General features: G+C 34.5%; 6 protein-coding genes. 3 read left to right on the top strand and 3 right to left on the bottom strand.

Features of this window, described 5'->3' with window-relative positions; all coding sequences use genetic code 11:
- Positions 1-231: 231 nt before the first annotated feature.
- Together Megvenef_RS07760 and Megvenef_RS07755 are read right to left on the bottom strand one after the other, a co-directional pair.
- Positions 232-555: an MBL fold metallo-hydrolase gene (locus Megvenef_RS07760; protein ID WP_322777386.1), complete on the bottom strand. Its 324-nt coding sequence runs from the start codon at positions 553-555 to the stop codon at positions 232-234.
- A gap of 25 nt (positions 556-580) precedes the next feature.
- A complete protein-coding gene (locus Megvenef_RS07755; RefSeq protein WP_322777385.1) occupies positions 581-1,255 on the bottom strand; it encodes an MBL fold metallo-hydrolase in 675 nt (224 codons plus the stop codon).
- Positions 1,256-1,573: 318 nt separating this feature from the next.
- Between Megvenef_RS07755 and Megvenef_RS07750 the strand changes: the two genes are divergently transcribed.
- Positions 1,574-1,750: a DUF2706 domain-containing protein gene (locus tag Megvenef_RS07750; protein WP_322777384.1), complete on the top strand. Its 177-nt coding sequence runs from the start codon at positions 1,574-1,576 to the stop codon at positions 1,748-1,750.
- A 165-nt stretch (positions 1,751-1,915) separates the two neighbouring features.
- Entirely contained in the window at positions 1,916-3,178 is a 1,263-nt protein-coding gene (locus Megvenef_RS07745; protein ID WP_322777383.1) for a hypothetical protein, read from the top strand.
- Between the two features lie 243 nt (positions 3,179-3,421).
- On the opposite strand, the gene Megvenef_RS07740 is transcribed toward Megvenef_RS07745, so the two are convergent.
- Positions 3,422-3,619, bottom strand: a complete 198-nt coding sequence (locus Megvenef_RS07740; RefSeq protein WP_322777382.1) for a hypothetical protein — start codon at positions 3,617-3,619, stop codon at positions 3,422-3,424.
- 124 nt (positions 3,620-3,743) lie between these two features.
- Here Megvenef_RS07740 and Megvenef_RS07735 point away from each other — a divergent pair.
- On the top strand, positions 3,744-4,071 hold a 328-nt coding region (locus tag Megvenef_RS07735), incomplete at its 3' end, for a transposase (RefSeq protein ID WP_322776028.1).

Below are 4,071 nucleotides of genomic sequence, written 5' to 3'. Positions count from 1 at the left end.
ATACAACACTATGGAATTAAGATTAACGGGGTTTTATCGTAAATAACTTTTCTAATAAAATTCAAGAGAACTCTTTTTAAAGATAAGTCAAAATAATGGAAGGTAAGTCTATAAGTTAAATATAAACAAACAATATTATGGGGAGCCGATCATAATATACAGGTGGAAGTATAAGTTAGTAATAATAAAGTCAAAACATCTTGTTTATACGAGTTATAGGTGGAGGAAAATTTACTTCGGAACCATTAAAGCTTCGCCTATTTTCAATTCTTTTATATCTCCTACTTTGTGCTTTTGTATTGCTTCTTTTAGTGCTTTAGAAGCATCCCCTATAGCTTCGTCGGTTAGTTTGAAAACGTCATAATGAGAAGGGATCGAAAATGGTCTGCCAAGATCAATATGACTAAGTACAAATTCTTCAGGGTTCATGTGCGCGTATTTCATAAACCAGCGTGGTTCGTATGCACCCATTGGTATAAGTGCGAGACGATAATTACCAAATTTTTCTTTATCACGTTTAAAATAACGTCCTTCTCCATAACCGGAGTCTCCCACAAAATAAATATTACCACCTTTAGTTTCAAGTAAGGGCGGCCCAAAGTGCTTTGTTACGGTCAAATATATTACGGGATGACCAGTGCTGCATTGGACTTAGATGTAGTTTAATATTATCATTAATAAAAACAGAATCTTCCCAGTCATACGACTCAACGTTAATTTCGGGATTCATTGATTTTATTATCGTATCATTGCCAAGAGGTGTTATTATCCTTGGTTTATGTGATTGCCACAAACGTTGAATAGTTGGGAGGTCTAGGTGATCGTAATGATTATGACTTACCCACACGATGTCAATTGGCGGTAAGTCCTCAAACTTAATACCTGGATCGATCACCCGCTTTGGACCAGCAAAAGTAACGGGGCTCGCACGTTTTGACCAAACGGGATCGGTTAAAATGTTTACTCCTTGTGTTTGAATTAAGAAAGTAACGTGACCTACACTAGTGATTCGTAAATCATCGCCATACACATTTCTAGGTGGAACATTGTAATTTTCAACCTCAATTCGCTGGGGCCATTGTGCTGGTTTTCTGGTGAATTGCCATTTCAAAAATGAACCAAATGTTTTTTCATCGCTTAATTCAGGATCAAAAAAACGCTTTCCATCAAAATGATCTGATGTTTTTCCATTATAATAATTTGAACAAGAAGAAATAAATATTACCGTGGATAATATGCTGATTATTTTAATCATTTTATAATATGAACTGGTACTATGCTAATATAGTGATTTTTATATATATTCTGTCAATGAGCCATTTTATTTTAGGAGTAGAACTATTTATTTTTTGCTAAAAAGTATAATTCATGTGACATATTAAACGTCTTCTTAAGGTTTAACCTAGGTAGTATAATTGCAACAAATAGCACTGATTCAAATAGCAAATAAAATTTCTGACAATGGATTTTGTTTTTTTAAGTTATAAATCAGGGTACTGTTAATGTCGCAATAAGTTGAATTTAATAGCTACTATTTCAAGTAGTATTTATATGTTTAGATAATTTGGGAATTATGTCGCAATTTATAAAGAGTTTTTGTATAGCTATCGTTCTTTTAGGAGCAATATCTTGTACACCTAGTCCGCCTTATGAAATCAAAAGTCCTTGCGTGGCAGTTGAGGGGGATGATTCTTTTGCAATTATGCCATGTGTTCGTAGGCCAGTTAATTTGAATTACGCTATTACTTAGGCCTTTGTATTTCCTCATCAAAAGACAAAAAGCATTAATTCTTAACTTTTTAATCCAGCTTTGGGTAGCAAAAAGCATAGTAGAAATTTAAATTATAGTAAGAACTTATATCTTGTAATATCTGGTTTGGTTTTAATACAGAAGTAGCACTCTAGAGGTGACTGAATGATTGAAAAACAAAATGAGGGACCCTCTGAAGAGCCAACTAATCCTGATACTACGTCTTCTCCTGTTGATATAATTAAACCTAAGCCAAAGAAAAAAAAATCTCTAGTAAGACTAGCTCTTGGTTTTGTAGGAGAAAATATAAAAGCTGCATGGTCTTATATTTCCGAAACACATATTTTTAAAATATTGACAAGCAATGCTGTTGCTAACGGATTAACCGTTACTTTTGCTATTTTAGCTTTAGCAGGGGTGACTGCTACACCTTTTGGGCCAGTGGTTGTGGGGGTGTTAGCAGGTATAGCGTTTACTAGCGTGGCAATAAAGGTAGGAACAGACATGATGCAGGCCAGAAGCCTTCGACATCTTGAAAAAGAAAATAATTTATTAGTTAAAAATAGAGACGCAAAAGAACAGCAAGTAAATATATTAAAGGATGATCCAAAACTTGCAAATATATTAAAAGATCAACTATTTCAGCCTGAACCAAGGGAGGGAAAAAAGTCTGTAACCCAGAGGCTTGCTCAAGATACGTCTAAAAGTAAAATTGTTGCCAAGAGTGTAGGAAAAGCACTGTTAAAGCAAGGGTTAGATATTGGACTTGCTATAGCAAATAGTATTGCCACGGCTGGTGTAGCTCTTGCAGTAAAAATTGCCGGTGTGGTAATTACTCTTTTTTCTTTTGGAATGGAAGCTAAAGCTACAGTTAACGTTGATACAGTTCGTCATGATCTAAAGAAACAAATAGACTCGGAGCGAGATAAAGCAGATACGCCTGGTTATAATAATGTTAAAGATCTTAGAGCGCAGGTAAGAGAACAACGTATTCAAACTATGGCCCTTAAGGAATTGATTAGCGATAAAAATTACTCCTCTATGTCGCCAGAACAAATTAAGACAAGATTTACTGAAATAAAAGATAAAATTTGTGTTTCCGAGAAAGCGATCATTACTAGTAGAAATATTTTTGTAAGAGCAGCCAAAATGGCTTTTAGCCTAATCAAAGATGCTGGTAGAGGGCAAAGTCCGTATTCTAAATTAAATAACCCTACAAAAATTGTTATTAACAAGCCTGGTATGGAAGATCAGCCGCTCGTAGAGAAAAACAAACCTAGCGCTCGTAATACTAGTAAATTAAGTCAAATAGCTGCTAAATTAACTAAACAAGTAAGTGAAAATATTTCAGCTAAGTCGTCTTCTAAGGTAAAAACTCCGAACCATCATCAAAAAAAACATACGCAAAGATCAAGTAAAAATAGGTAGTTGATCTATTAATGAGAAGTTGTATGGTTTTGTATTGGTCTAAACGATGCTCTATGTCCGCCTGAACGCAGATATTAGGATACTCCTTTATCTCAGCAGCCAAAAAGAAGACCATGGATCAAGCCCGGGATAACGGTGTAATAGCCATCCTAACACAATACAATTATCTTGAACTAAAACAGACTGTTACTGGATTTAACTTAAAGACCTTCTTTGTAATTCAAGTTAATCAAAAACATCCCCTCAAATATAGGGTAGGTTGAGTTCTCTTTTATAACCAAGATATTGTGCCATGAGGGTAATGGTATATTTTATATATTCAATCATAATTGCATCATACTCCATATCTATACTGGCGACTGGGTGGGGAATAATGATAATATTGCGTGGTACTTTAGAAGTTATTTCAAGCATAGCCCTTGGTAGTTCTACGGCATTCACTACTAAGTCCCTCCGTCAAAACTCTCCCCGCCTGAATTAACAAGGGGTTTCATGTCATAAACAGCTTACAAAATCCATAAGAAAATGGTATAATTACCGCATAAAGCTTACGGATTTTAAAATTATGCCTATAGAAAATATTACTTTTCTCCAAAAACAAGAAAGGTTATTTGAAGAGAAATTATCTACAAAACTAAATCCTAAAAACAAGTTATATAAACTAAGGGATTTAGTAAATTGGTCTGAACTTGAAGCCAGAGCATTGCCTAACATTGAAATCAAGCAATTTGGTAGAAATAAGAAAGATCATAGAGTAATGCTAGCACTATCAATGCTTCAAGCTATGTACAACGGTTCTGATTCGTTTACAGAGGAAGAGCTAAAGGAAAATATTTATTGGCAATATTTTTGTGGTTATGAATATTTGCAGCAAGATCTTGATGTGTCTGAAG

This window comes from Candidatus Megaera venefica, from assembly GCF_034554655.1.
Lineage (GTDB): Bacteria > Pseudomonadota > Alphaproteobacteria > Rickettsiales > Rickettsiaceae > Megaera_A > Megaera_A venefica.
Note: the sequence above shows the minus strand (reverse complement) of the source record. Positions and strands in the feature narration are given on the sequence as shown.